The 580-nt window shown below is 67.4% G+C and carries 1 protein-coding gene; it reads left to right on the top strand.

Translation table 11 applies throughout. The annotated features are described in order from the left end of the window. Positions 1-17: 17 nt before the first annotated feature. Positions 18-509: a helix-turn-helix domain-containing protein gene (locus MJ783_RS17325; RefSeq protein ID WP_239311566.1), complete on the top strand. Its 492-nt coding sequence runs from the start codon at positions 18-20 to the stop codon at positions 507-509. Positions 510-580 lie beyond the last annotated feature (71 nt).

The raw sequence follows: 580 nt of genomic DNA on the forward strand, positions 1-580 counted from the left end.
GATGGTAGGTTGAGGCTGTGACCACGCCACTCGTCGAACGGACGCTGCTGCCTCCAGACAACCGGAAGCGGCTGGGCGGCGTGCTCGCCGCGCTGACCACCCGCCGAACAACAGGTGCCGCCCTGATCAGCCCCGACGGGAAGCGGGTCGATCTGCCTCCCGAGATCTTCGAGGTCGTTCGCGAAGTGGTCGAGATGCTGGCCCAAGGGTTGGCGATCACCATCGCTCCGCATCAGATGGTGCTGTCCACGACCGAGGCCGCCGACATCCTCGGAGTCTCCCGGCCCACCCTCGTTCGGCTGCTGGAGTCCGGCGAGATTCCTTTCGAGCAGCCAGGAAGGCACCGGCGGGTACGGCTCGCCGACGTACTCGCCTATCACGAACGTGCCCGGCGCCACCGGGCCGCCGGCCTGGACCAGATGGTCGCGGACGCGGAGGACGCCGGGCTCTACGACCTGCCGACGGACATGGGCTTCGAACGGCTGCCCGCCGACAGCGACGAAGAGTAGGCGACGCCATGGACGCGGTGTTCCTCGACACCTGCGTTCTCCTGAAGTCGTACCTGTGCGACACTCTGCTC

The organism is Protofrankia sp. Cj3 (assembly GCF_917627355.1).
GTDB lineage: Bacteria > Actinomycetota > Actinomycetes > Frankiales > Frankiaceae > Protofrankia.